Here is a 26,720-nt window from a genome sequence, read left to right as displayed (position 1 = left end):
TAAAGAATTTTTAATTTAATCTTCTTCTGTTCAAATGTTTATTAAATATAAAATAAAATGTAATACAAGAAGCTACTGTTCCACACATATCTGCTATTGGTTGAGCATAGAAAGCTGATCTAGCTATAAAAAATAGTGGTAGTAGATATGTACTTAACATATATGTAAATTTTCTAAAAATAGATAGACAAAAGGCTGTTTTTACCCTTCCTACAGCAGTAAATCCATCTACAAAACAGTACTGAAATGAGAGTGGAATAACTGCTAAAACACTTGCATTTATACCCCATAATGAAAGGCTTACTAAGCTCTCCTCTGAAGTAAAAAAATGTACAAATCCTGGAGCTAGATACTTAGTCAAAATAAACATAGTCGTTGTTAATAAAAGAGCAAAAATCAGTGTGTATTTTTCAGCTAATTTTACTCTAGTTATATCTCTAGCACCATAGTTATAACTCAATATTGGTTGAGTTCCATTAGTTAAACCCAAAAGAGGTCCCGTTATCAGTAGCAGATAACTTTGAATTATTGTAGCTGCTGATATTAATAGATCTCCCTCTCCTCTCCCACCAAATTTTTGTAGCATAGAGTTTAATATAATTAATATCAAACTATCTGTTGCCAATATAAAAAATGGTGAAAATCCAAATGTTACAATCTTTTTTATCAAATTTAGTGAGTAATTTCCATAGGTAATCTTAATTGGAATTCTCTTTCCTGTTAAAAATAAAAAGGCAAATAAAAAGGAGCAAAATTGAGATATTACTGTTGCCCAAGCTGCTCCAGCTACACCCATTTTAAAAACAAATATGAATATGGTATCTAAAATTATATTCATAATTGCACCTATAATTACTGTTAACATTCCAATAGTTGAGAATCCCTGACAGGTTATAAAAAAGTTTAATCCTATTGCCATTATTGCAAAAAAACTTCCAAGAGTATATATTGTTAAATATGTATTTGCATATGGAAATGTTATACTACTTGCCCCAAATAACATAATCAATCTATCTTTTATCATTAAAAAAAGAATAGTCAATACTACTCCAATCACTGATAGACCTAAGAAACTATTTGATAAAATTCTCTTAGCCTCTTCATTTTCATTTGCTCCCATCTTTATTGACATATTGATCGATCCCCCTAGTCCAATCAAGGTACCGAAGGATGCTAAAAAAGTGACAATAGGTCCACAAACCCCAACTCCAGCTAATGCAAGTCCTCCTATATCTGGAATATTACCAATATACATTCTATCTATTATACTGTATAATAGGTTTACCAATTGAGATAACATTGCTGGTATTGCTAATTTTAATACAAGACTTAAAATCGAATCCCTTCCTAAGTCGTTTGATATTTTCATCATTATCTCCCCCATAACAATCATCTTTTTCAATTATAACATATATTTTTATCTTAAATAAGTATAATTGATGAATAATTTTTATATCTATAAAATTACATGTGTTATATTTTTTCTTTTCTTTTTTTTAGCAATATGATATAATCTCTAATAATTTACAGGAGGTTATAAATTATGAAATTAGCATATAAAGATATTGGAAAAGGAAAAACTGTTGTATTTATTCACTCGTATCTATGGGATAAAGATATGTGGCTCCCTCAACTAAATCTATTAAAAGATAGTTTTAGATGTATAGCTATTGATCTACCTGGACATGGAGATTCTGAAAAAAATAGTAATATCATAGATCTAAAAAATTTGGCAGAGATTATTAAAAATACTTTAGATAATTTAAACGTAGATAACTATATCTATGTAGGATTATCTGTAGGTGGGATGTTAGCACCATATCTTTATCAATTGGATAAGGATAGAATAGAAAAAATCATAATTATGGATTCTTTCTCTGGAGCTGAACCTGAGCAGACTAAAAATCTTTATTTCTCTATGTTGGATACCATTGAAAAAAATAGAAAAATACCTGATCAATTAGTTGAAAAGATTGCCCCTATTTTCTTTAGTCCTATGATAGATAAAAATGGAGAGCTATTTTTAAATTTTAAAGAAAAGTTACAAAATATACCTGAAGATAAGATAGATACCATTGTAAATTTAGGAAGGGTAATCTTTGGAAGAGAAAATTCCTTACAACTTCTCAATTCTATTGAAGTTCCTACATACTTTATCACTGGAGAGTATGATCTACCTAGACCTTTTCATGAAGCTGAAATGATGAAAAAAGAGGTTAAAAACTCTAAAATCTATAGAGTTAAGAAAGCTGGACACATCTCTAATCTTGAAAATCCTAGAAAAGTTAACTCTATTTTCAAAAATATATTAAAATAAGATAGATAAAATTAAAGAAAAAAAGTTACTGTAATTGGTGTAGTACTCAATTACAAGTAACTTTTTTATATTTCTATTTTTTAATCTAGTTTTTAAAACTGTGTATTGGAGCTGGTATTCTTCCACCTCTTTTTATAAAATCATCACATTTAAACTTATTTACAGCCATAATTGGTGCATAACCTAGTAAGCCACCAAACTCAACCATCTCTCCTACACCCTTTCCTATTACAGGAATAATTCTAACTGCAGTAGTCTTATTATTTACCATTCCTATTGCTGACTCATCTGCAATTATTCCAGAGATTGTATAAGCTGATGTATCTCCTGGAATAGCTATCATATCTAATCCAACTGAACAAACACAAGTCATTGCTTCCAATTTCTCCAATGTCAATGCTCCTATTTTAGCTGCTTCTATCATAGCATGATCCTCACTTACTGGAATAAAAGCTCCACTCAATCCACCTACATAAGATGAAGCCATAACTCCACCTTTTTTTACATTGTCATTCAATATAGCCAAGGCAGCTGTAGTTCCTGGAGCTCCTGCATGTTCCAATCCCATCTCTTGAAATATCTCTGCTATACTATCTCCCACTGCTGGTGTAGGTGCTAATGATAGGTCAATTATTCCAAATGGAACATTCAATCTTCTAGCTGCTTCCTGTGCTACTATCTGTCCTGCTCTAGTTATCTTAAATGCTGTCTTTTTAACAACTTCACAAAGTGTTTCAAAGTCTGCTCCCTTTGCCTCTACAAGAGCTCTTTTTACAACTCCTGGTCCACTTACTCCCACATTGATTACACAATCAGCCTCTCCAACTCCATGAAAAGCTCCTGCCATAAACGGATTATCTTCAACTGCATTACAGAAAACTACAAGTTTAGCACAACCTAAACAATCAATATCCTTTGTCAATTCTGCTGTCTCAACAATTACCTCTCCCATTCTCTTAACAGCATCCATATTTATACCATTTCTTGAAGTTCCAACATTTACAGATGAGCATACTCTCTCTGTAACTTTCATTGCTTCAGGTATAGAATCTATTAATATTCTATCTGCTGGAGTGCATCCTTTATGTACAAGTGCTGAAAATCCACCAATAAAATTCACTCCACAATCTTTTGCTGCTTTATCTAAAGTTTTTGCTATACTTACATATGAATCTGTTTTACAACCTGCTGCTGCAATAGCTATTGGAGTTACAGATATTCTCTTATTTACAACTGGTATTCCAAACTGCTTAGAAATCTCATCTCCTACTTTTACTAAATCTTTTGCATAAGTTGTAATTTTTTTATAAATCTTTTTATTAAACTCATCTACATCAGGGTCTGCACAATCTAAAAGACTAATTCCCATAGTTATAGTACGTACATCTAGATTTGACTCTGTTATCATTCTATTTGTTTCTTGAATCTCTACTCTAGAAATCATTATGAATCCTCCTTAGTTATTATATACGGTGCATACAATTAAATATGTCTTCATGTTGAACTGTAACTTTTACCCCTAAATCGTCACCTATATTTATTAGATCATCTGTAAATGCCTCTAATGGTTTAGTAGCTTTGTCTGCATCAACAATCATCAACATATTAAAGTATCCGCTTACAATAGTTTGAGAAATATCAAGAATATTAATATTTGCTTCTGATAGATATGTACAAACTTTAGCAATAATTCCAACTTTATCTGTTCCTACAACAGTTATAATACACTTCATAAAAGCCTCCTGCAAAAATATTTTTAATAGATGTTATATAAAAGATATTAACTCAAAATAGGGAAAATGTCAAATAATATAATATATCTTTACTTGCTAGTAAAAATGTATTAAGATATAAAAAGAGTCTAAACATTAGGAGGAAGGTTATGATAAAAACAAACAAAGAGAATTTAGTTATGCAATCAGTTGGAGGAAAGGTGCATAGTCCTATTGTTTCTTCACCATACAGAATAAGTAGAGAGGGAAAACCTATGATATTACCAGCTACTGGTGGTATATGTTACAATGTAAAGGTTGGAGACTCTTGTATGAAGTGGGTAGGAGATCATATTGAGCCTGGAGTTAGTGTTAGAAATGAAAATGTGGCTGAAAATACAGCTATGATGTTACTTGCTTGTATTGGTAATACAGCTAAAATTGTTTCTGGTGATGCTAAAGGAGCTACTGGTTTTGTCACTGGAGGTCATGGTGGTATTGAACATACTCTGGTATATTTTGATGATGAAACACTTGAGAAATTATCTCTAGATGATAAGATATTAATAAAAGCTTATGGACAAGGATTGAAAATTGAAAACTTTGAAGATATTACTTGTATGAATATAGATCCAGAACTTTTAGAAAAATTTGATATAAGAATAAGTGATGAGGGTTGTCTTGAGGTTCCAGTTGTTACTGAGATTCCACCGTATCTTATGGGATCTGGAGTTGGAAGTTCTACAGCATTTTCTGGAGATTATGATATTATGACTGGAGATAAAGAGGCAAATGAAAAATATGGTATTGATAAACTTAGATTTGGAGATCTAGTTTTACTTAGAGATTGCAACAACTGTTTTGGTAGAGATTATCTAAAAGGATCTGTAACTATTGGGGTTGTTGTACACAGTGATTGCATCAAAGCTGGGCATGGTCCTGGAGTTACAACTATACTTAGCTGTCCTACTTCTAAAATTAAAGGAAGAATAGAGAAAAATGCTAATATTGCCTATTATCTAGGAATTAAATAGATATAATATAAAGAAAAAGGAAAAATATTACCTCTTAGTAATTTTTTCCTTTTTTTATTAAACTAAATTATTTTATAGAGAGCTACAATAAAAATATCCAACAGAATATGTTAAAGTAGTCTTATTATAACTTCTAATTTTTCCAACACTACTTCTTTCAAATCCAGTGACTCCTGTATTTTTCAAGTGTCTTAATGCTTCTAATGGAGTTGGGAAGTTTATCTCTATACTCTCTTTTTTCCACTTTACTTTTGAGTAGAGACTTGTTAAAATCTCAACCACATTATCCAGTGTAAGATATTTTAATGAAACTCCAAAGTGATCCTTTATCTCCTCTAGATTTCCCTCTAAATATATTGAAAATCCCAATTCAGTAGTAGATTTTGAAATTTCTTCCATCACTTTAGTAAAATTATTTAACCATTGAAAAACAGAGCTTGAGACTACTAAATCACTTTTTGGTATGCTTAATTCCTCTATATTTCCAAGTAAAAATTTATCATAGTTTATACCCTTTAAATAATTTTGAATATCATACATATCATTTAAGATTAAGGATTTAGGAGTAAACTCTTTCACAAACTCTCTAGTAAACATACCTGTTCCACAACCTATCTCCAAGACATTTTTATCTTTTTTTACCCCTTTCTCCTGTAGGAATTTCACAAGCTTTAAAGCAACCTCTTTCTGTACCTTAGCATTTTCCTCATAGTTGGAAAATTTTTTATCAAAATTCATACTATTTCCCCCCAAGATCTTATAATATCAAAGGGATAGTGTCCCATATCTAACTCTTTATACAAAATTCCTCTCTCCTCACAATATCTTTTCTGCTTCAAACTTGGTATAATTCTGTCATCTTTTCCTATTATCATCTCTGTAAACACATTCTCAAGAGGCAGATAATTAGCTTTAAAATATTCCAACTCATCTTTTATCTCTTCAAATCTCTTTAGAGGTTTCTTAAACTCACTCTCTATTCCCATATTTTTATAAAATTTTAATAGATTTTCTGGAGTGAGAGTAGATAGTGTATACTCAAACATCTTAGGATTGATTCCATTTTTTCCAATGACCTCTCCATTTCCATTGATAGCCACCACTTTTTTAAATTTTCTCTTCTGACTCAATACAAATTTACTCAAGTAGTAACAACCAAATGACCAACCTACAAGTACTATATCCTCATATCTAGCTAAGTCTGTGGAGATTGTATAGGGATAGTTTAAAATCTCTATAACATAGTCATTAGGCAGATCTACATCTTCTACTACTCTCTCATCCATACCCCATCCATTAAAGAACAGAATTAATTTCATCTCTTAGCTCCTCTACAAACTTTTCTATCTCTAAGTGTGTTATATTCGGGTTCAATCCAATTCTAAATCTAGCTGTTCCCTTTGGCACTGTAGGCTCTTTTATTGGATAAAGTATGTACCCTTTTCTCCTCATATTATCAGATATTTTAACTACTCTCTCATTATCTCCAATAACTATACTAATAATATGTGTAGTTGATTCAGTTTTTATGCCATTCTCTTTCAATAGTTTTAGAGTATAGTTTTTCAATATCTCCAATTTTGCTCTTCTCTCTTCAAAATCATTCATTTTATTGAGAATAAAAAGATTCCAACAACTATTGATAGGTGGAAGTGCTGTAGAGTATATAAATTTTCTACTTCTATTCACTATATACTCTTTAAACTCTCTTTCACAAAATACCATAGCTCCAACTGAGCCACCACCTTTTCCCAATGGAATTACAAGAAAATCTACATCTTTTACCAATTTTAAATTATAGGTGATCCCATATCCATATACTCCATACGAGTGAGCCTCATCTATCATAAGAGTGAAGTTATACTCTTTTTTTAAAGCTACCAACCTCTCAATATCAGCAATATCTCCATCCATACTGTATATGCTTTCTGAAATTACTAAAATATCAGTGTATCTCTTACTATATTTTTTTAATAACTCCTCTAAATTCATAAGATCTAAATGCTTATATCTTAGAAAAGTAGCCTTGCTATGGATTATTCCATCATAGATACTTGCATGGTTTAATCTATCTGTGAGAATTAGAGTATCCTTAGTAGTAAATGTTTCAATCAAAGAGGAGTTTGCATCATAACCTGAATTAAACATAATACAAGGTTTTCCATATATCTCTTCTGCTCTTCTCTCCAACTCCATAATCTCATCATAAGATCCATCTATCAATCTAGAAGAGCTCGAAGACAATCTTGGCAAATTATCTCTGTAGAACTCCTCTCTCAAACTTCTATCCCTTCCCAATCCTAGATAATCATTAGATGATAGATTTAAGCCATTTTCATTCTGAAGAGTTAAACTTCTATAATTAGAGCTCTCCTTCAATCTATTTAACTCCTCTACCAATACTTTTTTATCCATTTTTTCTCCTACTAATATACTCATCAATAGACTCTTTACATATTTTTAACATCTGGTCTATCTCTTCCTCTGTTATTATGTATGGTGGCATAAAATATATTACATTTCCTAATGGTCTCAATAGAGCCCCCTTCTTCAATGCTATCTTATATATTTCATATCCTACTCTATCTTCACTTGGAAATAGCTCTTTGCTCTCTTTATCAGCTACAAACTCCAATGCTCCTATCATTCCAATCTGTCTATATTCACCTATATACTTATGATCTTTAAATAGTGACTCTGCTCTCTCTCTTAGATATCTACCTTTTCTCTCAATAACATCTAATATATTCTCATCTTTAAATATATTTAGTACCTCTAGAGCAATTCTACAACCTATTGGATTCCCTGAATATGTATGTGAGTGTAGGAATGATTTCCCCTCTAAATAATCAGCATAGAATCCATCATAGATCTCTTGAGTTATTCCAACTATTGCCATAGGATAATATCCAGCTGTAAGCCCTTTAGACATACACATAATATCTGGACTCACACCAGAGTGTTCCATAGCAAACATCTTCCCTGTTCTTCCAAATCCCACAGCTATCTCATCAGCAATCAAATGTATATCATACTTTAAAGTCAACTCTCTCAACTTTTTTATATATTTTGGTGAGTATATCCTCATACCACCAGCACCTTGAACTACTGGTTCAATTATAACAGCTGACACCTCTTGATGATTTTTCTCTATGAGCTCCTCCATCTTTTCAAAACACTGTGCATCACAAGAGTTAAAATTCTCTCCATAGGGGCATCTATAGCACTCTGGCTTTTCAGCTTTCATTCCCTCTTTTATCAGTGGTCTATATGTTTTTGTGAATATATCTATATCACCAACTCCCAATGCTCCAACAGTCTCTCCATGGTAGGCATTTGTCAATGATATAAACTTTGTTTTTCCCACATTTCCTTTCTGTTGTTGATATTGAAAACTAAGTTTTAATGCCATCTCTATACTTGAAGATCCATTATCAGCAAATAGAAATTTTTCAATTCCTTTGGGAACTACCTTCGATAGCTCTTCACTCAATCTTATAGCAGGTTCATGTGAAAAATTTACAAATAAAACATGCTCTAAACTATCAATTTGCTCTTTGATAACCTTGTTTATTCTAGGATTACAATGACCAAAAAGATTTACCCACCAGCTAGATACACAATCCATATATCTATTTCCAAACTCATCTTCTAAGTATATTCCTTCAGCTTTTTTTATAACCATAGGTGGCAACTCTTCATAGTCTTTCATTTGAGAACAAGGGTGAAAAATATATTTTAAATCCTTTTTCTGTAATTCACTTAATCTTTCCATAATCTATACCTCTATCTCCAAAAATCTTTGTAACTCCTCTTTAGGAATCTCTCTCTGACCAGAGTTTACCAATAGAGATCTCTCTATTCCACTCAATTTCAATATCACATCTATATTATCTTTTTCAAAGTAATTTGACTCTAAATCCTCACTCACTCTATTGAAAACCAATCCGTGAATAGATATACCCATTTTTTTTAGAGCTTCTATCGTTAAAATTGTATGATTGATTGCCCCAACTTTACTTCCACACACTAAGATAACTGGCAGATCTAGCTCTTTTATCAAATCAAAAATATAAAATTTATCTCTTATTAATGGTACATATAGGCCACCAGCCCCCTCTACCAACATATATCTATATTTCTCTTTTAATTCAATCCAAGCCTCTCTTATTCTCTCAATATCTATCTTAATGTCTTCTAACTCACTAGCTAGATGTGGTGAAACCTCTGCTTCTAAAGTATATGTCACCATATTCTTGTCATACTCTTTTTCACTCATAGAGCATACAAACTCTACATCTGGAGCATATAGCTCTCCATTTCTTCTGATACAACCACTTTGAACAGGTTTGTAATAGCTCCCTTCAATCTCTTTTATCCCTTTGTACAACAGAGAACTCACATAAGTTTTTCCTATATCTGTATCTGTTCCTATTATAAAAAAACCTCTATCAAACTTCATATCCATTTCTCCTTATCATCTCTTTGTCCTTTTGGATTGTAGTTCCTGTAGTTGTTAAGAAATTTCCTGTAAGTGCCGAATTTATCCCAGACTTTATCCCTTTTTCTTGAAGCTCTCCCAATTTAATTCTTCCCCCTGCATATCTCAAATAAGCCTTGGGTAAAATAAATCTATAGATTGCAATCATTCTCAATATCTCTTTCTCATTCACCGGTTTACTATTCTCTAAAGGTGTTCCTGGAATAGGAGTTAATATGTTGATTGGAACTGAAAAAACACCGAGTCTTTTTAATTCAAATCCCATTTTTAACCTATCTTCATCACTTTCACCCAGTCCCCAAATTCCACCACTACACACTTGTAACCCAACTTTTTGAGCCAATTTTATAGTGTTTATTCTCTCATCATAAGTATGAGTTGTACAGATATTCCCATAAAAATCTCTTGAAGTCTCTAAATTATGGTGATAAGTCTTCACTCCAGCTCTGTATAATCTTCTCAATACCTCTTCATCACATATTCCATGTGAAGCACATAGGGATAACTTTGTATCCTTAGTTAACAAATTATATGTCTCCTCTAATAACTCAATCTCTTTGGAATTTTTCCCAATTCCTCTCCCACTTGTTACTAGAGAGTATCTATGAGCCCCTTCACTCTCAACTTTTTTAGCTTCCTCTAGAGCTTTCTCTTTAGATATTAGTGAATACTCCTCTATTCCTGTTTTAAAATATTTAGATTGAGCACAATATTTACAATCTTCACTACATCTTCCAGATTTTGCATTAGTAATAGTACATAGATCAAATCTCTCCCCACAAAATACTTTTCTTATCTCATTTGCTGAATTACACAGCTCATCTAATATCTCCGTATCATCTACTGATATCTTTAAAAGTTCTTTTGCCTCTTCATACTCTATGTTTTCCTCTTTTAATATCTTTTCTTTTAGTTTTTTTATAAAATTTTTCAAGTCATTTCCTCCCAGTACTTTATAATCTACTACTAATTCTCTGGAAATATAAAAGGAGTGAATTTTACTCCACTCCATATTTTAACACATTTATTTGTTTTTTTTAATCCTTTTAATTACATATATCTTACGTATAGATATAATGTTCCAACTAATAGTGTTTCAAAAGCTATAAGTCCTCCAAATTTAAAGAATTTAAAGAAGTCTATTTTACATCCAGCTTTTGCTGCTGCTCCAACAGCAACCACGTTAGTTGCAGAACTTAGAATAGTTATATTTCCACCTAAACATGAACCAAATGATAATGCCCACCAAAAAGCCTGAGTATTTCCTAGTCCATCAAATGAAGGTATCATAACACCTAGAATCTTAGAGACAGTAGCTGCATTGGCAACGTTTCCTATTACAGATGTAAAAGCTGCTGACAACCAAGTTACAGCTATAACAGCTAGATCAAATTTACCTTCTGTTAAGTGTATAATTTTATCTCCTATTATATTTATAATGTTTAAGTTTTCTATTCCTCTAATCATCATAAACAATCCTATAAAGAAGAATAGTGTCTCCCACTCTACATGCTCTAATATATCCTTTGGATTTCTTTTAGCAATAACTACCAAGAATATTGCTCCTGATAATGAGATTATTGCAAGTCCCTTATTTATAAAGTTATTTAATATAAATCCTACTAATACAAGAGCAAAAATTACTGCTGCTTGTTGCAACAATTTTGGTTCTTTCAAACTTCTTGATGAATCCAATTCCATAATTCTTGCTTTCAATTCATTTGAAACTCTCATCTTTCTACCATAGATTATATACACATTAGCTATTAAGATGATCATAGCTATAATTGACATTGGTGCTGTATTTAGTAAGAATGAGTTAAATCCTAATCCTCCCTCTGCTCCTATGATCAACTGTGTAGGGTCACCTATTAATGTAGCCAATCCACCAATATTTGCAGACATTACCTCTGTTATTACAAATGGGAAAGGATCTAGTTTTAATTGCTTTGCCAATAAAATAGATACTGGAGCCATTAGCAATATTGTTGTAACGTTATCTAAAAATGCTGAACATAGAGCTGTTACAACAGCTAGAAGAACTACCAATCTAAATGGTTCTCCTCTTACTAACTGAGCTACTTTAATTGCAAACCACTGGAATACCCCTGTTTCAGATACCAAGTGAACAATTATCATCATACCAATCAAAAGAAATAAAATTTCAAGTCTCTCTGATATAGCCTCTAATGCATTCTCCTCATCAATTATTCCAACCAATGCCATTATTAATCCACCTAACATTGTTGCCCAAGCTTGTGGTACTTTCTCTGTTATCATCAAGTAGAATACCACAATAAAAACTACCAATCCTATTACTATATGTATCATTTTTTTATTTTCCTCCTTAGTTCATCTCCCCCCGCTATACACGATATTATCAATATTAGATATGTAAAACTTTTTTAATTATGTCTGATCTTTTTATCATTCCATGATATTTTCCATTATCTACAACATATAATCTAGTTATTCCCTTATTTACCATAATAAAGCAGATCTCCATTATTGGTGTCTTTCCATCTATAACTATCTCATCTGAAACTCTGTATAATTTCTCTATTGTAACCTTTGACTCATTCATCAAATACTCTTCAAATGGTTCTCCTACTGTTAAAAAGTTCAAGTCTCCCATAAGAGATAGATATTCAGGCATACCATAATCTATTAACTCTCTCTCTGTGATCTCTCCTAAAAACTTTCCATTTTTATCCACTACTGGTAAACCACTAGTCTCTTCTAATATCAATCTTTTAGCTATCTCTTCCAAAGTATTGTCTGGTGTAGCAGGTTTTATATCTGGACTCAATACATCTTCTGCTACTATTTTGTGTTCAAACTCTATATTAGCTTTATTGAAATACTCTATAACTTTTTTAGGATTTCTCTCAGCTTTTATTTTTTCTAAAAGATCTCCCTGTTTTAAAGCTAATTTTGAAACAGCACTCATAACTTTTAAGATGTTTTTATTTTTTAATACATCTGAAATTATTAAGAATACAAGATTTACTTTATCATTTTGGTGAGTTGCAGCAATTTCACACTCAACTGCTTCATCTAATAATCCTATTGCAACAATAAAATCATTTAAATTCTCGATTCTAGCGTGAGGAATAGCAATACCGTGCCCTATTCCAGTAGAAATTTCTTTCTCTCTTTTTATAACAGCTTCTTCAATTAAAGTTTTTGAAGCTTTTACCTTCTTATCCTTTTCAGCGATTTTCTCTATCATTTCTACTATTATTTCTTCAGGATTTTTTCCTTTCAGATCTGTAAAAATTAGATTCGGATCTAGGTAACTTGAAAATTTCATATTTCCACTCTCCTTAATTAAGTTATAATATTTTAAAAAATTTAAAAACAATGTTAATTTATGATTCAATAAAAAAATGACTATCATAAGTCATTCCCATTTAGTTTAATTATTTAAAGTATACTCCTATTTTTCCAAATAAGCAAATATTTTTATTTTATAACACTATAAAAAATTATAAAATTTATATTTTTTATTGAAGAAAGCCACAGTTTTATTAGCAAAAAGAGGAGTCTCTACACTCCTCTTTTTTTACTACATTATTTTTGGAATAATTGCAAATCCAAATACAGGACCTGTATGTGATCCGATTGTTGCTCCAATCTCAAATCTTCCTCTGTACTCTATTTTACTATTTCCACTCTGTTGATTTTTTATCTCATCAGCACTTGAAAGCTCTTTATTAGTTCCACCCCAAGCTGTATACATTATCATACTTGTTTTTTTGCTCTCTGCCTTTATTAATCTCTCCATATAACCAGCAGCTCCAGCTTCTCCAAAAGCTTTTCCTTGAACTGAAATCTCTCCATTTTCCAGTTTTAAAATAGGTTTTACTTTTAAAAATCCTCCTATTATAGAAGAAGCTCTTCCTATTCTACCACCTTTTTCTAAATAACTGATCTCATTTACAACAAAATAAAGTTTAATCTTATCTTGAAGTTGATACAATCTATTTAAGATAGTCTCTTCGCTTACTCCCTCTTTTGCCATTCTTGCTGCTTCTAAAGCTTGGTATCCCAATGACATAGCAACAGCTTTAGAATCAACTATTGTTATGTTCTCACCTTTTTTAACCATACCTTTAGCAACTCTAGCTGCCTGCTGAGTTCCACTCAATTTACTTGAGATATGTATAGAGATAATCTTCTTATAACCCTTCTTAAATAATCTCTCATAAATCTCTTTAAATTCTGCTGGTGAAGGTTGAGAAGTCTTTGGAATTATAGATTCACTTACAATCTTCTTCCAAAACTCTTTTTTACTCAATTCTACTCCATCTCTATAGTAATTATCACCCAATTTTACTTTTAGTGGAATAATATCTATATTTAGATCTCCAATTAGATCTGGTGTCAAATCAGATGTTGAATCTGTAACAATAGCTATCTCTGGAAGGTTTCTATCTCTATTTTCAATATAGATATAGTATGGATAATTCTCCTGCTCACTGTATAACTCTTTTTTCTCAACTGAAGATAGTTGATTAAAAATGTCATTAGCCTCTTTATTATTATCTTTTCCATAAGAGATTGTTACCTCTAAAGTATCTGAAGATACATACTCTTTTATCAATTTCTCATTTAAATCTGCTAAAGTATCAGCTTTCATTTTAATTTTTCCATTGATAATAGCTATATACTCTCCAACTTTGATCACTAAATCCTCTACCTTAGTATCTCTAACAGCTTGTGTGATCTCTATTGAGAAGTTATTTTTAACTCTCTTCAATAGCTCGTCTAATTTTTCATCTCTATTTTTTATTAGATAGTAACCTTCTAACATTGTTGTAGTTTCAACTACAAGTACCTCTTTTTCTGATCTCTCTGCAGCAATCTTAGCAGTTGAGATGATATTCTTATTATTTGGAAGAATTATAATCTTTTCACAACTTATATTTTTCAATCCTTCCTCTATATCTTGTACACTTGGGTTTTGTGTTTGTCCACCTATCAATACCCCTGTAGCACCAGCTTCAAGATAGTAGTTTCCAAGATTTTTGTTATCTACAATAGCAAAATATGCTACTCTTTCTGAATTTTCATTCTTTATTATATATTTTTCTCCATTTTCAATATCTTTATCACTAATTAAAAGATTCTTATGTTGAAAATACATATTTTCAATCTTTATATTATTTAACTGTCCATGTCTTAGAGCTATCTCTAATACTTGACCTGGGTTGTTAGTATGGATATGAGTCTTAGTTTTAGATGTAGTTTGTGCACAAACCATTGAGTCTCCTAGATTCATAATCTCTTTTTTGTACCCATCAAGATCAAAGTTCCCCTCTTCTATTATAAACTCTGTACAGTATCTGAATTTTATATCTTCAGCCTCTTGATAAGTATATTCCATTCTCTCTTTTCTCTTAGCTTGAGACTGAACTATTCTCTCTAGATCCTTTAACATTTCAGGATCAGTTATAGACTTCTCAAATCCCTCAAGTACATAGAAAATTCCCTTACCACCAGCATCTACAACTCCAGCCTCTTTCAACTTTGGTAAAAGGTTTGGTGTCTCCTCTACTGCTTCTTTAGCTACATTTTTTAAATGTACTAAGAATAGGATAAAATCATCTCTATCCCCTTCATATACAGCTGCTTCCTCTGCTACTCTTCTGATTACAGTTAGCATTGTTCCCTCTACTGGTTGTGATACAGCTTGATATGCTCTCTCTTTTGCCATTTCAAAAGCTTTTATAGCGTCCTCTACTCCTACTTCATCTTTATCTTTAATAGCACTTAAGAACCCTTGGATTATCTGAGATAAGATTGTTCCAGAGTTTCCTCTCGCACCTAAAAGTACAGCTTCTGACACTATCTCTACAAGCTCCTGCATATTTGGCTCGTGATTTAGTTTCACTAACTCATTTTCTACTGCTTGTAATGTCATTGACATATTTGTTCCTGTATCTCCATCTGGTACAGGATAAACATTCAAATCATTTAAAATATCTGCATATTTTGAAAGCCATCTACTTGCAGCTATTAAAAGTTTTGTTAATCTCATTGAGTTTAACACTTTTATCTCTAATTTCATACTAAATTTTTACCTCCGTAAACTTTTATTAAAATGAAGGAGGATTTACAACCCATATAGCCTTCGTAGTTTTATCTGTATTATTTTTAAATCTATGTCTTTGACTAGATTTAAAATATAGGCTGTCTCCCTCGTTCAAGCTGTGAATAACATCATCTATATATACATCTAACTTTCCCTCTACTATGTATATGAACTCTTCTCCATGATGACTGTAATAACTTCTACCACTCTCTCCAAATGGTCCTATTTCATAAAGTATAGGTTCCATAGCCTTATCTATATTAGATGTTGTTAGTAAAGCCATCTTAGTATTTGAATCTAGACTCTCTATATACTTTCTTCCATCTTTTCTAACTAATTCTGTATTCTGTCTTTCTTCTTCATCTTCTATTAGATAACTAACTTTTACATCTAAAGATGTAGCAATCTTTTTTAAATTTTCAATAGAAGGAGATGCCTTTCCCTGCTCTATTTGAGATAAAAAACTAGCTGACAATTCCACTCTTGTTGCCAATTCTCTCAAGGACAAGCCTCTATCATTTCTACTTTTTTTTATTCTTTCACCTATACTGCTCATCTATCACACATCCTCATTTAAAATTTTTATCAGAGTAAAAAGAGTGTGAGATACTGTTCTCTCTCTTACTTTATTCCTATCTCCTTTAAAAACTCTCTTCTCTACATATACTCTATCTTTTATTTTTATTCCCATATATACAAGACCTACGGGTTTCTCTTCAGTCCCTCCTTCTGGTCCAGCTATTCCTGTAGTAGCAAGTCCAACATCTGTTTGTAATCCCATAACCATCTCTCTTACAGTTTCCTCGCTTACTGCTCCATATTTTTCAAGTGTCTCTTTTTTTACTCCAAGTCTTTTCATCTTTGCTTCATTACTATATGAAACTATCCCTTCATAAAAGACTTCAGATACTCCTGAAACATCTATCAATCTACTTGCTAACATTCCACCAGTACAAGACTCAGCTGTTGAAATACTTAATTTATTCTCTCTTAATAATTCAACAACTTTTCCTTCTAATCTATCATTATCTTCTCCAAAGATAAACTTACCTATTTTATTATATATCTTTTTTATGATTTTTTCCACTTTATTTTTATTACTTCTTTTACTTTGCAGTCTAATTAGTATTCCATAGTCCTTTACAAGGAACTCATAATATATCCCTTCCTCTGTAAAAAACTCCCTTACTTCCTTATCTAATATAGATTCTGGCATACCATAAGTTATTAGATCTTTAATATATATCTCATCATCTATTAAATTTTTTTCTTTTGTATACCAATCTAAAAATTTTGGTAGCATATTATATAACTCTCTAGGAACTCCAGGAAAAGCAACTATATCATCTATATATACAGCTGGAGCCATTCCCACATCATTTTTAAAAGTTACTGATCCCTCAGGTTTTTCAACCTCTTTCTTGTTTATCTCTGTAAATGTATATCCACCTTTGATAAATTTATCTTTTAGCTCCTCTAACTCCTCATCATCTACCACCAAAGGTTTATTTACATACTCTGCAATTACCTCTTTAGTTATATCATCTAATGTTGGACCAAGTCCACCAGACATTATTATCAAATCTACATTTTTTTTACAGTAATCAATAGCTCTATATATCTCATCTTTAAAATCTCTAACTACGATTTTAAACTCCATCTCCAAGCCATATTTATTCAACTCTTCAGCTATATAGATACTGTTAGTATCTATCATTCCACCATTTAGTAGCTCTGTCCCTACAAGTATAACTCCTACTTTCATAACTAACTACTCCCCCTAAAAGAAAATTGTCCAAATACAAACCATTATAAAGTTTCCTATCACTCCAGCCAAAAAATCGTCCAATACCACTCCAACTCCATTTTCAAAGTGTTGAGCTCTATCAATCGGACCTATCTTTGTAATATCTAAGATTCTAAATATTACAAAAGCCAAAACAATAGCTACCATATTTTGATATACACCTACTGGATTTATCAAAAAAAGTGTTGTTAAATATCCTAAAACTTCATCTATTACTACATTTTGTGGATCCTCTTTTTTAAAAATCTCTCTCTCACAAATATCAGAAACATATACAGAGATTGCAAAGAAAGTCATTAAAAACATAAAATAAAATGAGTTGTATACCATATTATTCGGAAAAAAACCTCTTATAAAAGATAAAAATATAAATATAGGAATCCCTCCTAAAGTTCCAAAAGTCCCTGGGGCTTTTGGTAAATCTCCCAATCCAAACCAAGTTCCTAAATTTCTCACTGTTTTTTTAGACATAGTTTAGTACACTCCTCTTTCATAATTATATGGTTTATAGAAGCCTTTTCTATTTTTCATATCTGTTAAGACCTTTTCTACCTCTGCTCCAGTTTCAATACTAAATTCTAAGACAACTTCATCTATCAATAGTTCATCTAACTTAGCTAAATCATTTAGTATATTTAAAGGTCTGTCTAGGTATATCTCTGTATTCCCACTGTCATTTTTTATAGCTGTAAAGATATCTCCTTCATCATTTTTTAATATCTCTCTATCATTTTCAAATAGAGGTAACTCAATATACATTCCCTTCAACTTTGAATATCCTAAAATTGCTTTTTTTACAGATGTTTTCCCAAGCTCTTTTATCTTTTCAAAACTAATCTCTGGTGAAAGTATTACACTCTCTACCTTTCCTGTTTCTGCTAAAACTTCCACTGCATATCTATTTGTTACATTTAGATTCCAGTTTACCATCACCTTATCATTATTATTTTCAAGTAGTTGATAAAGGTTTGATGCCAACTTACTATTTAAATCTTGATCCTGTAATTTTCCCTCTCTAGCAATATCAATTCCTCTTTTGTAAATTCTATCTATCCCGTGTTCTTTGACTATCATCTCTTGCTCATAATTAGATACAATTGCCACAAGCTCTACTCTTCTCTTTGTCTCTTGCTCAACAGTAAATTCTCTTTTTACAGGTGCTTTTCTTCTGTAACTAGCTACTAACTTCTCCTCTAATACTGCTATACAATCTCTTTTTAAAGATTTTAAAAGTGACATAGGCATAAAAATTCCTTCAGCTAACTCACAATCAAACTCCCCTAAAGAGAATGTACTCTCTCCCATCTCTGATACCTTTTCTCTTATCTCTTCAGCAGTTACAGCCTTTTTACTAGCTTTTTCTAAAGCTTTCTCTCCATAGACTACAGCTTTTATCTCCATACCACTATTATTTAGAGCACTCAATTCCAGCATTGGAACCTCTCCTAGTTCTCCTCTAAACTTACCATTGATAACTAATCTTTGCTCCTCTTTTTTCATTCTACTTTGAGCATCATCATTTACCTCTTTAGAATAGCTTTTGAAAACATACTTACTTCCTCTTGGAACATCTCTCATCACTATTACATTTCCAGATTCAGCACTTTTTTTACTCATATCTCCTGATTTTAGCTCTATCTTATTTATATATCCTCCACCTAATTTTTCAAAATCTTTTGAAAGATATATGATTCCATCTCCTAGTATAACTTTACTCTTTAGTTTTAACTCCTTACCATTTAAAACACCCAAGTTTTTACCTAAATTAAATGAGTAATCTCTATTCATTATATAGTTATCATTTCCATAGAAATACCCCTTGCTATATCCTCTATTGAATAGTTCTGAACTCTTCTCTTGAGCTTTTACTCCATTTATCAACTCTTTGTAGTATGATACTGTCTCAAAAACATAGTTGGGATCCTTCATACGTCCCTCTATCTTTATACTTTCAATCCCTATCTCCTTCAATCTCTTTATCTCTTCAAAGCCTAGCAATTGATCCTTAGGGCTTAGTAAATATCCCTTCTCTCCCTCACTATTCTCATATTTTTTTCTACAAGGTTGTGCACACATACCCCTATTTCCACTTCTACTTCCTATAAAGCTACTCATATAGCAATTTCCAGAGTAGCATATGCATAAAGCTCCTGAAACAAATATCTCTAACTCAATACTTGTGTTCTCTCTTATAGATTTTATCTCCTCAAAAGACATCTCTCTTGGTAGTACAACTCTTGTAAATCCAAGCTTTCTCAAATACTCAGCTTCATAGTGATTTCCAACTGTCATCTGTGTACTTCCATGGAATTCTAAGTTAGGAAAATTCTCTTTCATATACTTAAAATATCCTAAATCTTGAACTATTACTGCATCTAAACCATGTTCATAAAGCACTTTTAAGTTTGGGTATAAAAACTCCATCTCTTTTTCAAACATTATTGTATTTAATGTTAAAAATATTTTTACACCTCTCTTATGAGCATAGTCCAATGCCTCTTTATACTCTTCAAGGGTAAAGTTTTCAGCATTTCTCCTTGCTCCAAAACCTTTAAGTCCCATATATATCTCTTGAGCTCCTGCTTTCACAGCTGCATAAAATCTATCCATATTTCCCGCTGGGGCTACTATTTTCATTCGATTACCTCTCTTTTAATTTTTTATACACAGATATTACTCTCTCTTTTAACTCTTCCAGTCCAGCTTCATTCATAATTACAATATCTGCTCTTTTCATCTTATCTTCAAGAGACATCTGAGAAGATATTATTTTTTCAGCAATCTCTCTACTGCTACCATCTCTCAACATTATTCTCTCTATCTGTAACTCTTTTCCTACTCCTACTACTATAATCTTATCACAAAGTCTATCCATATGTGCCTCGTATAAAAGAGGTACATCAAAAATTACAATCTCCTCTTCAGGTGTATTTTTTTTGCTCTGTTCAAAGTAATCAATCACTCTTGGATGTATTAAAAGATTTAATTTTCCTAATAACTCTTTATTTTTGAAAGCTTTTTCTCTCAATTTTACTCTTGAAATCTCTCTGTTTTCATCTAATATATCTGTTCCAAAGATCTCTATAATACCTTTTATTATCTCCTCTTTCTCACTTATCTGTTTAGCTACTAGATCTGCATCAACAATTTTTACTCCCAAAGCTCTAAAAAAATTACTCACTGTTGATTTTCCACTAGCTATTCCACCTGTCAATCCAACTATCATTCTACACTACTCCCAACAAATTATAAATTATTGCACCAGCTACTCCACTCCCTATCATAACATATACAGGGTTTACTTTATGTTTTCTCAAAGCTAATAAACATACTATAAAAAATATAATTGCAATACAATTGATAGATATTTTTCCTAAAGTTAGATGGATTCCTATTCTATCCATATAAAACTCTAAAACCTCTAATTTCTTCTCACCAAAGAAGGCTAACATCACAATTGAAAGCCCTGCTACTCCAATGAGTGAAACAACTGCCGGTCTCAATCCATAGAGTATATCAGAGATTACACTCACATTTTTATACTTTACATATATGTATGCCAAAAACAAAACTATAATAAATGAAGGTGTGACACAGCCTAAAGTTGCTACAATAGCTCCTAATAATCCACCTATCTGTGTACCTACAAAAGTTGAACTATTGATAGCTATTGGTCCTGGTGTCATCTGAGATATTGTTATTATATCTGTGAACTCAGTCATTGTTAGCCAACCATGTAATTCTACGACCTCTTTCTCTATAAGTGGAAGTGAAGCATATCCCCCACCTATACTGAAAAGTCCAATTTTAAAGAAACTCCAATAAAGTTGTAAATATATCACACCTCTCCCCTCTTTCTCTCATAATACTTATAGGTTACACCTAAAACTCCACATATTAAGATTATAGCTATTATATTTATAAAAAATGTAGCAATAAAAACTCCAACCATCAAATATGTTGAGAATTTATCATTTAACTTTTTTATATCTCCTATCAAATTAAAAACTACATCTACAATTATAGCTGCTACTCCTGCCTGCATTCCTTTCATTGCTCCATTTACTATGAGATTATCTCTAAAAGCAATGTAGAAAAGAGAGATTATAGAGACAATTATAAGTGGAGGAAGTACTGTTCCTAGCAAAGTTATCCCTGCTCCTATCGGTCCTGCCAACTCATAACCAATTATGATGGAAGAGTTAATTGCAATAGCTCCTGGAGATGATTGTGCTATGGCTATCAAATCTATCATCTCCTCCTCCTCTATCCACTTATACTCATTTACAAATTTTTTTCTCATCAGAGGTACAATTACATAACCACCACCAAATGTAAATGCACTCAGATAAAACGTTGACAAAAAAAGTTTCCAATAAAATTTTTTATCCCTTACCATAATTTTCTCCTAATATTTTTAATTACTCTATATTATATAATTTTTCTCAAATTTTTTCCAATGGAATTTGTATTTCAGTTACATACTCACTCTTATTCTCAGTTATATGCATCTCTATATGGTATAACTCTATTATATTTCCACACACCTTATAGCCCATTCTTCCTATATAATCTTTTATTTTAGTGTAGTGTTCATCCATTTTGTCATAATCTCCACAAAAAAAATATGTTAGATATCTTCCAGCCTCTATATAGTTTTCTGTCTTCTCCTTAGTTATGATAAATGTTCCACTGTAATTATAGTATCTATTACTATTCCAATCATCAAATCTTATGATAGTTCCTATCTCGCTCTCACTAAAGATGAAATCATTGTCCTCATCAGATTTTCTTTTCAATTTTTTTAATTCTAAATTGATCTCACTCTCCTCTTTGAAACTTCCTCTTTTCAATAGAATATATCTTCGTGGTATCTCTATGACCTCTATCTTTTCATATTGTGAAAACTTTTCATAATATCTTATATTCTCTTTTTTTAACTCCAGCTCTTTTTTTAAATTTAGAAGTTTTTCTAAGTTTTCATTGATCTTTTCCAATTGAAAATCTATCATCTCTTTAGTTTTCTCTACACTTCTATTATTTAAAAAATCAATAATCTCACCTAGCCCCAATCCCAAACTTCTCAAACTTCTAATATTGTTTAATTTCCAAAGTTGCTTTTCTGAATAGTATCTATATCCATTCTCTCCCCTTGTATCTGGTATCAATAGCCCTATTTTTTCATAGTGTCTCAATATATCATTACTTATACCATAGAGCCTACTTATATCTCCTATCTTATATAATCTCTTCATATGGCCACCTCAAATATATTATATCATATTTTTCTTGACTCTTGAACTATTCTAAGGTTTACAATATTATATATAATTTATGTTATTAGGAGTGATCTTATTATGAAACAAGAAAAAACTATTTTCAGGACAATTTTAAGATATGCAATTCCTTCTGTTGTATCTATGTGGATCTTCACTATTTACACTATGGTAGATGGAATGTTCATAGGAAAATTTGTCGGGGCTTTGGGTCTTGCAGGGGTTAATATCACTATGCCTCTTCTTAATCTTACATTTGCCATTGGAATAATGATAGCTATTGGAAGTTCTACAATGATTGCTATTCATTATGGTGAAGGTGACTGAACAGCTGGAAATAAAATTTTTACCACTGCTGTCTACTCTCTATTGAGTTGTGGAATACTCATCTCCATACTCATAACTATCTTTATGGATCCTATAATACACTTCTTAGGTGGAGGTGGAACACTATATCCATATGTAAAAGAGTATCTAAGTGTAATTATTTTATTTTGTGTATGCTATATGACTGGATATGCTTTAGAAATATATATTAAAGTAGATGGAAATCCTGTATATCCAACTATCTGTGTTATAATTGGGGGAGTTGTAAATCTTTTTCTTGATTATATTTTTGTAGTTATCTTTCACTGGGGAATTAAAGGGGCTGCCTTTGCTACTGGTATATCTCAAGTAACTACTACATCTTTACTTTTTTACTATATTTTCTTTAAAACTAAGAGAATTAAGTTTACAAAGATTAAATACTCATTTTTAAATCTTTTTAAAATTATGAAGGTTGGTTTTGCTGAATTTCTAGCTGAAATCTCAACAGGTATCTCTATCTTTGTTTTTAACTTAGTTATTTTGAGAGAGCTTGGAGATAAGGGAATCTCTGCCTTTGGTATAATTGGTTATATCTCATCTTTTATCACAATGACGATGATAGGATTCAATCAAGGGGTTCAACCTATTTTAAGTTTTAATTTAGGAGCAAAGGAGTATGACAAAATTTTTGAAATCATCAAAAAAAGTTTCTTTATCTTAGGAACTTTAGGTGTCATATTCTATGGACTTATAAACCTATTCTCCTTTGAAATTGTATCTATCTTCTTGACAGACAGCAACGACATAGCTCTTACTAAGAACGCTCTCACTGTCTATAGTTTTGCCTATGTCATCTGTGGTTTTAATATCTTTACAGCTGGATATTTTACAGCTATAGACCAAGTTAAAATATCTACAATTATAACTATGCTACGTGGAGTAATATTTCTGATTATCTCTATCTTTTTACTACCAAAAATTTTAGGAGTAAATGGTATCTGGTTAACAATGTTTGTAGCAGAACTTCTAACTTTAGCTTTTTCCTATATTTTTATGAAAAACTACAATCCTCTTTCAAAAAAATATTAACTTATGCTATAATATAAAAAAATTAAAAATATGAAGAGGTAGGAATTATGGTTAAATTGGTAATTACTGATATGGATGGTACTCTGTTAAATGATAAAAATGAAATTAACGAAGAGTTTTGGACAATACAAAAAAAATTAGCTGAGAATGGTGTCATTTTTGCAGTAGCTAGTGGAAGACCTTATTGTAATCTTGTGGAAAGATTTAAAGAGATAAAAGATAGTATGCTTTTTATCAGTGAAAATGGAGCTTGTGTTATGTATAAGGAGAAGGAGATCTTCTCAAATACTATGAAAAAAGAGGATGTACTATTTCTTTTGAACATCTGTAAAAATATAGATGGAGCTCTTCCAGTACTATGTGGGAAAACATCTGCATTTGTTGAAAAATCTGTCTTTTTGAATGATAAATATGATTTTGAAAGTGAGATCACTAAATACTACAACAAAATTGAGGTACTTGATGATTTAAGCGAGATCAATGATGAGATATTTAAAATTGCTATTTGTGACTTTATAGGAGCAGAGAAAAATAGTTACACTTACTTTAAAGATCTAGAGGAGAGATTCCAAGTTGTTGTTTCTGGTAATGTTTGGCTAGATTTAGGAAAATTGGATACTAGTAAGGGAACTGCTGTTGAAATGGCTCAAAAAAATCTCGATATTAAGTATGATGAGACTATGATTTTTGGTGATTTTTTAAACGATTACTCTATGATGAAATCTGGAAAATACAGTTATGCAATGAAAAATGCTCACCCTAAATTAAAGGAGATCTCAAACTTCGTAACTGAGAAAGATAATAATAACAATGGTGTCTTAGAAACAGTAAAAGAACATTTTAAAGATATTTTATAATAGTTTTATTTATTTAAGTCAAGGATAAATTTTTTATCCTTGATTTTTTCTTCTTTTATCTTATTCTCCAAATTCTCCAAAAAGTCTATAGTTCTCCACATATTTTTCCCCAATTTTCTTAAATTTAATGTCCATTTCTTTATTGCTTCAAAGATTGCTAAATATAATGCCTTTAGCAATGATGTATCAACACCTCTCTGACTATTTAACTGACGATATTTGCTATTTAAACTTTCTATTACATTTGTTGTATATATTACCTTTCTTACCTCCATTATCTCTAACAGAAAAATATGTTATTTCTTTGATTCTTAGACCTTTGGCTAGTATATTTTTACTTACACTTATATCTCTATTGTGGTGTGTATGACATCCACTCTCTTATATCAAGAGTTTTCTTACCCTCCTTATAACAACAGACAGAGCATATTTTACTTGAAGGATATAACCTATCAATTTGCCATACCATTTTGCTTTATATTCTAAGTTATTTATAAAGTTTGACCATGATATATTTGCGATAGATTTTGCTAATTTATGATATAGATTTTTATATTTAAGTTTTCAATACAAATAATATCATGGTTTTTAATAATATCTGTACTTAACTTATTTAAAAAATCTATTCTCATATTTATAATTTTTTCATGTATTTTAGCAACTTTTACTTTTTATTTTTGATATTTTTTAGCTTCGCTTTATTTTTACCTTCTCTTTCTGCAACTAAAAATCTTTTAGACAATTTTCTTTGCTCTTTTTTTTATTTAATTCCTAAAGAATATATTTATGCTTCATACCATATTTCTTTCCCATCTGAATGTCTTCCCATATAGCCTATTTTAAACTCTTCTCCATATCTCTTTACTAAATTATTATGTAAAGCTTGTCTTGCTTCTTCCTCTGTTACTCTTCCACAGGCTGTTAATAAAAGTAATATTAAAACTATTAATATTTCTCTAAACTTCCTCATAATTTCCCCTTTAACTTTTTAATATATTTTTATCTAAAGTAAATTGTATGATATGACAAGATTTCTTTAGCTTGTTCATCTATATCTTTTCCTATATTTGCAAATTCCATCTTTAAATTAGATAAATTACATATTGCCAATAACTCTTTATCTGTAATATTTGACATTTCATCACCTCATTAAGTTATTATTTTTCTATTATATCTCCATTATCAGCTCTATAATATTCTTCATACATAATTTTTACAGAATTTAATAGTTGAACATCAGCTATGCTATTATATTCTTTTCTTCTACTCTTATCTCTTGGCTCTGAATCTTTAAATTTAGGACTTGTTAATCCCATATGATACAAGGAAAAATAAGTGTTAGTTCCATAATCATTAAATTCTCCTTTATTAAAACTATCCATTTTAATATTTTTTTCTTCTTGTGTCATTTGTTCATATTCATTATTACATTTTTTAAAAAATTTCTCTCTAAACTCTAAATAATCTTTAGATGTAGTATATTTTTGTTTAGCTTCTAATAATTCTAGTTTATTTCTATCAAAATAATCAGTTAAACATCTTTCATCTAAAATTTTAATTTGCATAGCAACATATTCAAAGGTTCCCGTCTGCTTCATAAACTGCACAAATTCGTAAATCTGTTTCCTATACCACTCTCTATCTTCATCATTTTCTACTCTTCCAAAGATATAAATGCCTCCTTTTAGAAAAGGTAAACTTCCATCTTCTAATCTCTTTTT

Annotated in this window: 28 protein-coding genes and 2 pseudogenes; 5 read left to right on the top strand and 25 right to left on the bottom strand. The window is 31.0% G+C overall.

Annotated features, from left to right (window positions below):
- Window positions 1-10: 10 nt before the first annotated feature.
- Window positions 11-1,372, bottom strand: coding sequence for an MATE family efflux transporter (locus tag QZ286_RS00400; protein WP_291254997.1), 1,362 nt, complete (start codon window positions 1,370-1,372; stop codon window positions 11-13).
- Window positions 1,373-1,543: 171 nt separating this feature from the next.
- On the opposite strand from QZ286_RS00400, the gene QZ286_RS00395 reads away from it, so the two are divergent.
- Window positions 1,544-2,317 carry an alpha/beta hydrolase gene (locus QZ286_RS00395; RefSeq protein WP_291254996.1) on the top strand — a complete coding sequence of 258 codons (774 nt, stop codon included), beginning with the start codon at window positions 1,544-1,546 and terminating at the stop codon, window positions 2,315-2,317.
- A gap of 85 nt (window positions 2,318-2,402) precedes the next feature.
- On the opposite strand, the gene QZ286_RS00390 is transcribed toward QZ286_RS00395, so the two are convergent.
- On the bottom strand, window positions 2,403-3,761 hold the full coding sequence (locus QZ286_RS00390; RefSeq protein WP_291254995.1) for a PFL family protein: 1,359 nt from the start codon (window positions 3,759-3,761) through the stop codon (window positions 2,403-2,405).
- Window positions 3,762-3,780: 19 nt separating this feature from the next.
- Window positions 3,781-4,050, bottom strand: a complete 270-nt coding sequence (locus QZ286_RS00385) for an ACT domain-containing protein (RefSeq protein WP_291254994.1) — start codon at window positions 4,048-4,050, stop codon at window positions 3,781-3,783.
- Between the two features lie 149 nt (window positions 4,051-4,199).
- Between QZ286_RS00385 and QZ286_RS00380 the strand changes: the two genes are divergently transcribed.
- Window positions 4,200-5,063 carry a DUF4438 domain-containing protein gene (locus QZ286_RS00380; protein ID WP_291254993.1) on the top strand — a complete coding sequence of 288 codons (864 nt, stop codon included), beginning with the start codon at window positions 4,200-4,202 and terminating at the stop codon, window positions 5,061-5,063.
- Between the two features lie 72 nt (window positions 5,064-5,135).
- Here the strand turns inward: QZ286_RS00380 and QZ286_RS00375 are convergent, their stop codons facing one another.
- The 17 genes from QZ286_RS00375 to QZ286_RS00295 form a co-directional block, all read right to left on the bottom strand.
- Complete coding sequence (locus QZ286_RS00375) at window positions 5,136-5,801, bottom strand: methyltransferase domain-containing protein (RefSeq protein ID WP_291254992.1); 666 nt, start codon at window positions 5,799-5,801, stop codon at window positions 5,136-5,138.
- Window positions 5,798-6,382, bottom strand: a complete 585-nt coding sequence (locus tag QZ286_RS00370; RefSeq protein ID WP_291254991.1) for a pimeloyl-ACP methyl esterase BioG family protein — start codon at window positions 6,380-6,382, stop codon at window positions 5,798-5,800. The genes QZ286_RS00375 and QZ286_RS00370 overlap by 4 nt, the downstream gene beginning before the upstream one ends.
- Window positions 6,360-7,478: a pyridoxal phosphate-dependent aminotransferase family protein gene (locus QZ286_RS00365; protein WP_291254990.1), complete on the bottom strand. Its 1,119-nt coding sequence runs from the start codon at window positions 7,476-7,478 to the stop codon at window positions 6,360-6,362. Before QZ286_RS00365 ends, QZ286_RS00370 begins: the two co-directional genes overlap by 23 nt.
- The gene (gene bioA / locus QZ286_RS00360; protein WP_291255018.1) at window positions 7,471-8,841 is read right to left on the bottom strand and encodes an adenosylmethionine--8-amino-7-oxononanoate transaminase; all 1,371 of its coding nucleotides are present in this window, start codon (window positions 8,839-8,841) and stop codon (window positions 7,471-7,473) included. Before bioA ends, QZ286_RS00365 begins: the two co-directional genes overlap by 8 nt.
- Window positions 8,842-9,525, bottom strand: coding sequence for a dethiobiotin synthase (gene bioD, locus QZ286_RS00355; protein WP_291254989.1), 684 nt, complete (start codon window positions 9,523-9,525; stop codon window positions 8,842-8,844). It abuts the gene before it with no gap.
- Window positions 9,515-10,498 (bottom strand): biotin synthase BioB, encoded by a 984-nt coding sequence (gene bioB, locus QZ286_RS00350; protein ID WP_291254988.1) that lies wholly within the window; start codon window positions 10,496-10,498, stop codon window positions 9,515-9,517. The genes bioD and bioB overlap by 11 nt, the downstream gene beginning before the upstream one ends.
- Before the next feature lie 116 nt (window positions 10,499-10,614).
- Window positions 10,615-11,895, bottom strand: coding sequence for an ArsB/NhaD family transporter (locus QZ286_RS00345; protein WP_291254987.1), 1,281 nt, complete (start codon window positions 11,893-11,895; stop codon window positions 10,615-10,617).
- 55 nt (window positions 11,896-11,950) lie between these two features.
- Window positions 11,951-12,877 carry a PTS sugar transporter subunit IIA gene (locus QZ286_RS00340; protein ID WP_291254986.1) on the bottom strand — a complete coding sequence of 309 codons (927 nt, stop codon included), beginning with the start codon at window positions 12,875-12,877 and terminating at the stop codon, window positions 11,951-11,953.
- A gap of 255 nt (window positions 12,878-13,132) precedes the next feature.
- Window positions 13,133-15,637, bottom strand: coding sequence for a DegV family EDD domain-containing protein (locus tag QZ286_RS00335; protein WP_291254985.1), 2,505 nt, complete (start codon window positions 15,635-15,637; stop codon window positions 13,133-13,135).
- Between the two features lie 28 nt (window positions 15,638-15,665).
- Window positions 15,666-16,217 (bottom strand): cupin domain-containing protein, encoded by a 552-nt coding sequence (locus QZ286_RS00330; RefSeq protein ID WP_291254984.1) that lies wholly within the window; start codon window positions 16,215-16,217, stop codon window positions 15,666-15,668.
- A 3-nt stretch (window positions 16,218-16,220) separates the two neighbouring features.
- Window positions 16,221-17,426: a competence/damage-inducible protein A gene (locus tag QZ286_RS00325; protein WP_291254983.1), complete on the bottom strand. Its 1,206-nt coding sequence runs from the start codon at window positions 17,424-17,426 to the stop codon at window positions 16,221-16,223.
- A gap of 15 nt (window positions 17,427-17,441) precedes the next feature.
- The gene (locus QZ286_RS00320; RefSeq protein WP_291254982.1) at window positions 17,442-17,939 is read right to left on the bottom strand and encodes a phosphatidylglycerophosphatase A; all 498 of its coding nucleotides are present in this window, start codon (window positions 17,937-17,939) and stop codon (window positions 17,442-17,444) included.
- Window positions 17,940-17,942: 3 nt separating this feature from the next.
- Window positions 17,943-20,105 carry a U32 family peptidase gene (locus tag QZ286_RS00315; RefSeq protein WP_291254981.1) on the bottom strand — a complete coding sequence of 721 codons (2,163 nt, stop codon included), beginning with the start codon at window positions 20,103-20,105 and terminating at the stop codon, window positions 17,943-17,945.
- A 4-nt stretch (window positions 20,106-20,109) separates the two neighbouring features.
- Window positions 20,110-20,694, bottom strand: coding sequence for a dephospho-CoA kinase (gene coaE, locus QZ286_RS00310; protein WP_291254980.1), 585 nt, complete (start codon window positions 20,692-20,694; stop codon window positions 20,110-20,112).
- 1 nt (window position 20,695) lies between these two features.
- Window positions 20,696-21,310, bottom strand: a complete 615-nt coding sequence (locus tag QZ286_RS00305; protein WP_291254979.1) for a chromate transporter — start codon at window positions 21,308-21,310, stop codon at window positions 20,696-20,698.
- Window positions 21,307-21,831, bottom strand: coding sequence for a chromate transporter (locus QZ286_RS00300; protein WP_291254978.1), 525 nt, complete (start codon window positions 21,829-21,831; stop codon window positions 21,307-21,309). Before QZ286_RS00300 ends, QZ286_RS00305 begins: the two co-directional genes overlap by 4 nt.
- Before the next feature lie 82 nt (window positions 21,832-21,913).
- Window positions 21,914-22,723 carry a MerR family transcriptional regulator gene (locus QZ286_RS00295; RefSeq protein ID WP_291254977.1) on the bottom strand — a complete coding sequence of 270 codons (810 nt, stop codon included), beginning with the start codon at window positions 22,721-22,723 and terminating at the stop codon, window positions 21,914-21,916.
- Between the two features lie 102 nt (window positions 22,724-22,825).
- Here QZ286_RS00295 and QZ286_RS10285 point away from each other — a divergent pair.
- The 3 genes and pseudogenes from QZ286_RS10285 to QZ286_RS00285 all read left to right on the top strand — a co-directional run.
- A pseudogene (locus QZ286_RS10285) lies at window positions 22,826-23,458 on the top strand (MATE family efflux transporter); the annotation flags it as partial.
- Window positions 23,459-23,518: 60 nt separating this feature from the next.
- Window positions 23,519-24,142, top strand: coding sequence for an MATE family efflux transporter (locus QZ286_RS10280; RefSeq protein ID WP_349764210.1), 624 nt, complete (start codon window positions 23,519-23,521; stop codon window positions 24,140-24,142).
- Window positions 24,143-24,189: 47 nt separating this feature from the next.
- Window positions 24,190-24,999: an HAD family hydrolase gene (locus QZ286_RS00285; RefSeq protein WP_291254976.1), complete on the top strand. Its 810-nt coding sequence runs from the start codon at window positions 24,190-24,192 to the stop codon at window positions 24,997-24,999.
- A gap of 5 nt (window positions 25,000-25,004) precedes the next feature.
- Here QZ286_RS00285 and QZ286_RS00280 read toward each other — a convergent pair whose 3' ends face one another.
- From QZ286_RS00280 to QZ286_RS00265, 5 genes and pseudogenes are all read right to left on the bottom strand, one after another.
- Complete coding sequence (locus QZ286_RS00280; RefSeq protein WP_291254975.1) at window positions 25,005-25,274, bottom strand: hypothetical protein; 270 nt, start codon at window positions 25,272-25,274, stop codon at window positions 25,005-25,007.
- Between the two features lie 255 nt (window positions 25,275-25,529).
- Window positions 25,530-25,631 (bottom strand): hypothetical protein, encoded by a 102-nt coding sequence (locus tag QZ286_RS10275; RefSeq protein WP_367243723.1) that lies wholly within the window; start codon window positions 25,629-25,631, stop codon window positions 25,530-25,532.
- Between the two features lie 152 nt (window positions 25,632-25,783).
- Complete coding sequence (locus QZ286_RS00275; protein WP_291254974.1) at window positions 25,784-25,969, bottom strand: hypothetical protein; 186 nt, start codon at window positions 25,967-25,969, stop codon at window positions 25,784-25,786.
- 29 nt (window positions 25,970-25,998) lie between these two features.
- Window positions 25,999-26,136: a hypothetical protein gene (locus tag QZ286_RS00270; protein WP_291254973.1), complete on the bottom strand. Its 138-nt coding sequence runs from the start codon at window positions 26,134-26,136 to the stop codon at window positions 25,999-26,001.
- 20 nt (window positions 26,137-26,156) lie between these two features.
- A pseudogene (locus QZ286_RS00265) lies at window positions 26,157-26,720 on the bottom strand (hypothetical protein); the annotation flags it as partial.

Origin of the sequence: Fusobacterium sp. (assembly GCF_019012925.1) — a bacterium.
GTDB lineage: Bacteria > Fusobacteriota > Fusobacteriia > Fusobacteriales > Fusobacteriaceae > Fusobacterium_A.
This window is presented reverse-complemented; position numbering and strand designations above follow the sequence as displayed.